Source organism: Massilia sp. CT11-108, assembly GCF_047302915.1.
Taxonomy (GTDB): Bacteria; Pseudomonadota; Gammaproteobacteria; order Burkholderiales; family Burkholderiaceae_D; genus Telluria; species Telluria orientalis.
Genome location: NZ_JBKYMO010000394.1, coordinates 1 through 5,281, shown reverse-complemented (window position 1 = coordinate 5,281; position 5,281 = coordinate 1). Strand labels below are relative to the sequence as shown.

General features: G+C 64.6%; 7 protein-coding genes and 1 tRNA gene. 3 read left to right on the top strand and 5 right to left on the bottom strand.

Features of this window, described 5'->3' with window-relative positions:
• Positions 1 to 254, top strand: a 254-nt coding sequence (locus ACEN88_RS23790) for a VOC family protein (RefSeq protein ID WP_413343625.1), incomplete at its 5' end; no start/stop codon positions are given.
• Between the two features lie 172 nt (positions 255 to 426).
• On the opposite strand, the gene proB is transcribed toward ACEN88_RS23790, so the two are convergent.
• The 5 genes from proB to rplU form a co-directional block, all read right to left on the bottom strand.
• A complete protein-coding gene (gene proB / locus ACEN88_RS23785; protein ID WP_413343623.1) occupies positions 427 to 1,545 on the bottom strand; it encodes a glutamate 5-kinase in 1,119 nt (372 codons plus the stop codon).
• A complete protein-coding gene (locus ACEN88_RS23780; RefSeq protein WP_413343621.1) occupies positions 1,542 to 1,982 on the bottom strand; it encodes a hypothetical protein in 441 nt (146 codons plus the stop codon). The genes proB and ACEN88_RS23780 overlap by 4 nt, the downstream gene beginning before the upstream one ends.
• Positions 1,983 to 1,986: 4 nt before the next feature.
• Entirely contained in the window at positions 1,987 to 3,099 is a 1,113-nt protein-coding gene (gene cgtA, locus ACEN88_RS23775; RefSeq protein ID WP_413343620.1) for an Obg family GTPase CgtA, read from the bottom strand.
• A gap of 210 nt (positions 3,100 to 3,309) precedes the next feature.
• On the bottom strand, positions 3,310 to 3,582 hold the full coding sequence (gene rpmA / locus ACEN88_RS23770; RefSeq protein ID WP_056123130.1) for a 50S ribosomal protein L27: 273 nt from the start codon (positions 3,580 to 3,582) through the stop codon (positions 3,310 to 3,312).
• A gap of 42 nt (positions 3,583 to 3,624) precedes the next feature.
• Entirely contained in the window at positions 3,625 to 3,936 is a 312-nt protein-coding gene (gene rplU / locus ACEN88_RS23765; RefSeq protein ID WP_036230184.1) for a 50S ribosomal protein L21, read from the bottom strand.
• Between the two features lie 230 nt (positions 3,937 to 4,166).
• On the opposite strand from rplU, the gene ispB reads away from it, so the two are divergent.
• Positions 4,167 to 5,156, top strand: a complete 990-nt coding sequence (gene ispB, locus ACEN88_RS23760; protein ID WP_413343617.1) for an octaprenyl diphosphate synthase — start codon at positions 4,167 to 4,169, stop codon at positions 5,154 to 5,156.
• A 52-nt stretch (positions 5,157 to 5,208) separates the two neighbouring features.
• Positions 5,209 to 5,281, top strand: a tRNA-Pro gene (locus ACEN88_RS23755).

The window sequence follows — 5,281 nt, the reverse complement described above, 5'->3', positions numbered from 1 at the left end:
TTTTCAACCCAACCCCGCAAACCCATTTTTTGCTCCGTTTGGTGGGGTCGTTTTTGTTTATAATAGACTGGACGGCCCTGCTCGCGCCCGACCGCGCGGCCGTCGATGCGGCTTACGAGATCGCGCTGGCGCACGGCGGCCGCGGCGACGGTGCGCCGGGCCTGCGCCCCGACTACCACGAGCACTATTACGGGGCCTACGTGCGCGACCCCGACGGCAACAAGCTGTGCGTGGTGTGCCACGATCCAGCTTGAAAGGAAGATCACATGATGCTTCGCGCTTACACGGCCTGCGCGATCGGCGGCGTATACCTGCTGTGGATGGTCTGGTAGGGTGGGCGGCCCTCCGCCCACGCGTAACGCCAACAAACCGCAAACGTCACGCGTGGGCACGGGGTGCCCACTCTACGCGCCGGCCCGGAGAGAATCAGATCAGGACCAGATTGTCGCGGTGCACCAGCTCGGGCGCCTCGACGTAGCCGAGGATGCCCTCGATCTCGCCGGACGAGTGACGCATGATGCGTTTGACTTCGCCGCTCGTGTAGTTGGTGAGGCCGCGCGCGATCTCGGTGCCCGCTGCGTCCACGCAGCCCACGAGGGCGCCGCGGCCGAATTCGCCCCGCACGGCCGTCACGCCGATCGGCAGCAGCGACTTCCCTTCCTTCACGAGCTTCTGCACCGCGCCCGCGTCCAGCACGAGCTGGCCGGCCGTGTGCAGGTGGTCGATCATCCACTGGCGGCGCGCGGTCAGGCGCGCGGTCGGTGCCGTCAGCTGCGTGCCGATCGCGTCGCCGTGCGCGAGGCGCGTCAGGACGTTGTCTTCGCGGCCCCACGCGATCACCGTGTGCGCACCGGAACGGGCGGCGCGCTTGGCGGCCAACACCTTCGTCAGCATGCCGCCGCGGCCGATGCTGCTGCCGGCGCCGCCGGCCATCGCTTCCAGCGACGTGTCGCCCGCCTGCGCTTCTTCGATCAAACGCGCGGACGGATCCTTGCGCGGGTCGGCCGAGTACAGGCCCTTCTGGTCGGTCAGGATCACGAGGGCATCCGCCTCGATCAGGTTGGCGACGAGCGCGCCCAGCGTGTCGTTGTCGCCGAACTTGATCTCGTCCGTGACGACGGTGTCGTTCTCGTTGATGATCGGGACGACGCCCAGCCCCAGCAGGGTGGTCAGCGTGGAGCGCGCGTTCAGGTAGCGTTCGCGGTCCGCGAGGTCGGCGTGCGTGAGCAGCACCTGCGCCGTCTTCACGCCGTGGCTGCGGAAGCTCGTCTCGTAGATTTGCGCGAGGCCCATCTGGCCGCACGCGGCGCAGGCCTGCAGCTCGTGGATGTCGGTCGGGCGCGACGTGAAGCCCAGGCGCAGCATGCCTTCGGCGATGGCGCCCGAGGACACGAGGACGACTTCCTTGCCGAGCGAACGGAGCGACGAGATCTGCGCGGCCCAGCGCGCGATCGCTTCGTGATCGAGGCCGCGGCCTTCGTTGGTGACGAGCGAGGAGCCGACTTTGACGATGATGCGGCTGGAAGACTGGAGGACGGATTTCATGGCGACGGTCGAATTGACAGGAAGCGTCCTTGCGGGCGCAGGCCGATCAGCGCCAGGCCGACCGCCAGCTCGATCCCGCTGACGACGAACAATAAGCCCTGGGGCAGGCCGATCGCGAAGGCCGCGACGAGACGGCCGACCGGCTGCGCCAGGATGAACAATGCTGCGAGGTCGCCGAGGATGGGCTGGTCGCCCTGCCTGGCCGCCAGCAGAGCCAGCCCCGCGGTGGCGAGGCGCACTCCGACGTAGAGGGCGAAGAACTGGCTGTAGCCATTCACGCCCACGGGGAACAGTCCCATCGCATCCGCCACGCGGTCCGGATCCAGCAGGGCCGCGAGCGCGGCCAGCGAATGCGCGGACGCCGCGACCGACAGCAGCTGGCCGCGCAGGCGCGCGCGCCAGGTGCTGCTTGCGGTCGGGGCGAAGGTGACTGCCAACGACTTAATCTTCGAGGATCTTGAAGCGCGGATCGTCCGGATCGATCGACGAAATGCCGCGCGCTTCCTCGGTCATCTGCGTCTCTTCCGAGCGCTGCGCGCTGTGGCGCGTCTCTTCGAGATACTTGTAGATCGCGTGCACGAGGTCTTCGCAGCCTTCGCGGTTCAGCGCCGAGATCTCGAACACGGGGCCCTTGAACCCCATGCGCTTGACGAAGTCCTTGACGACCTTCTTGCGTTCTTCTTCCGGCACGACGTCCAGTTTGTTCAGCACGAGCCAGCGCGGCTTGTTGAGCAGTTCCTCGTCGTACTTCTCGAGTTCCTTCACGAGCGCCTTGGCTTCCTTGACCGGATCGGTCTTGCCGTCCATCGGGGCGAGGTCGACGATGTGCAGCAGCAGGCCCGTGCGGCTCAGGTGGCGCAGGAACTGGTGACCGAGGCCGGCGCCTTCCGCCGCGCCTTCGATCAGGCCCGGGATGTCGGCGATGACGAAGCTCTTCGCATGCGACACGCGCACGACGCCGAGGTTCGGATGCAGCGTGGTGAACGGATAGTCCGCGATCTTCGGGCGCGCGTTCGACACGGCCGTGATGAACGTCGATTTACCCGCGTTCGGCATGCCGAGCAGGCCCACGTCGGCCAGCACCTTCAGTTCGAGGCGCAGCTCGCGGCGCTCGCCGTCCTTGCCGTCCGTCTTCTGGCGCGGCGCGCGGTTGGTCGACGTCTTGAAGTGGATGTTGCCCCAGCCGCCCTCGCCGCCCTTGGCCAGCAGCTCGGTCTGTTCGTGCTCCGTCAGGTCGGCGATGATCTCGCCGGTGACGTCGTCGATGATCAGCGTGCCGACCGGCATGCGCAGGTAGACGTCCTCGGCGCCCTTGCCGTAGCAATCGGAACCGCGGCCCGGCTCGCCGTTGCGCGCCGTGTGGACCTTGGAAAAGCGGAAGTCGACCAGCGTGTTGACGTTGCGGTCGGCGACCGCCCAGATCGAGCCGCCGCGGCCGCCGTCGCCGCCGTCCGGACCGCCGAACGGGCGGAATTTCTCGCGTCGGAACGAGGCGCAGCCGTTGCCGCCGTCGCCGGCGATGACTTCGATGCGTGCTTCGTCGATAAACTTCATGATGAGACCACCAAAACGAAAGGCTGTGTCACTGTTAAAAGCGGACCAGGCGTCCATGATAGACGAACGGCCGCGGAACGTTCCGCACTTAACGGTGACAACGCCGAAAATTAAAAAGGCCCTACCGGAGGGCAGAGCCTATCGATTGCAAGGCTTGACGCCTTACCGGGCGGGGCACGCCTTTACTCGGCCTGCCCCGCTGCGCCGCAATTAAGCAGCAACTGCTTCAGCAGCCACGACGGTCACGAACTGCTTCGAACCGACGCCTTGCTTGACGAACTTGACCGTGCCATCGACCAGGGCGAACAGGGTGTGATCCTTGCCCAGGCCAACGTTGGTGCCCGGACGAACCTGGGTACCGCGCTGACGCACGATGATGCCGCCGGCGTTGATCGCCTGGCCGCCGTAGACTTTCACGCCGAGGCGTTTGCTTTCTGAGTCACGGCCGTTTCGCGTAGTGCCGCCGCCTTTTTTGTGTGCCATTTCAAATGCTCCTTGATTAGCTGAAGAAGGTACGCGCGGCGATTAGCCGTTGATCGCAACCACTTGGATTTCGGTGTAGTTCTGGCGGTGGCCCTGACGCTTCTGGTAGTGCTTACGACGACGCATCTTGAAGATACGCACTTTGTCGTGACGACCATGCGAAACAACAGTCACGCGAACCGAAGCACCTTCCACCAGCGGAGCACCAAACTTGATGCTCTCGCCCTCGCCGACGGCGAGAACCTGATCGATAGTGAGTTCGGAACCAATGTCTGCCGGTATCTGTTCTACTTTGAGTTTTTCGCCAGCGACAACTTTGTATTGCTTGCCACCGGTTTTTATGACCGCGTACATGATTTGAAACCTCATTGATTGTTAAGAAATATTCCCCTCGTCTTGGCGAGGTAAACAGCCGGGGATTCGGGGAACAGAGGATTATACATGGAATGGTGCGCAGCGTCAAAACGGTTGTGGTGGCGCGGCAGCCCCTCTGGCGCCACTGGGAAAAAGGGCGCCTTTTCCTTGCATGTCGTATAATCGCGACTCAACAAAACCTATCCGCATCCAACGTCAGCAGGTCCGCCTTGTCCGCCGCCACCCAAACCGCACAACAGAACCCCATCACCCGCACGATCGCAGCAGACATGGAGGCCGTCAACACGGTGATCCGCGCGCGGTTGCAGTCCGAAGTCGCGCTGGTGAACCAGATCGCCGAGTACATCATCAGTGCCGGCGGCAAGCGGATCCGCCCCGTGCTGGTGCTGCTGCTGGCGAACGCCTACGGCTACAAGGGTGCCGGCCACCATGAGCTGGCGGCCGTCGTGGAATTCATCCACACCGCCACCCTGCTGCACGACGACGTCGTCGACGAATCCTCGATGCGCCGCGGCCGCCAGACCGCGAACGCCATGTTCGGCAACGCCGCGTCGGTGCTGGTCGGCGACTACCTGTACTCGCGCTCGTTCGAGATGATGACGGGCCTGGACAACATGCGCGTCATGGAGATCCTGTCGCGTGCCACCACCGTCATCGCGGAAGGCGAAGTGCTGCAGCTGCTGAACATGCACGATCCGGACGTCACGCAGGAAAGCTATCTGCGCGTGATCCGTTCGAAGACGGCGAAACTGTTCGAAGCGGCCGCGCAACTGGGCGCCCTCGTCGCCGGCGCGAACGACGCGCAGATCGAAGCGGCCGGCGAATACGGCCGCTCGCTGGGCACCGCGTTCCAGCTGATCGACGACGTGCTCGACTACGCGGGCGACGCCGCGGAAATCGGCAAGAACGTGGGCGACGACCTGCGCGAAGGCAAGCCCACGTTGCCGCTGATCTACGTGATGGAAAACGGCACGGCCGAGCAGCGCGAACTGATCCGCACCTGCATCGAACAAGGCGACGAAACGCATTTCGACGCGGTGCTGGCGGCCGTCACGAGCAGCGGTGCGCTGGACTTCACGCGCCGCGAAGCGGAGACCGCGGCACGCCGCGCCGCCGCCGCGATCGCCGACCTGCCGCCGAGCGAATACAAGGACAGCCTCCTGCAGTTATGCTCCTTCGCTGTTGACAGGAACCACTGAGGCAACTATAGTAATGCCTTCCCGAGATTTCGGTGACGAAGTCTCAAACAGTCGGGGTGTAGCTTAGCCCGGTAGAGCGCTACGTTCGGGACGTAGAGGCCGGAGGTTCGAATCCTCTCACCCCG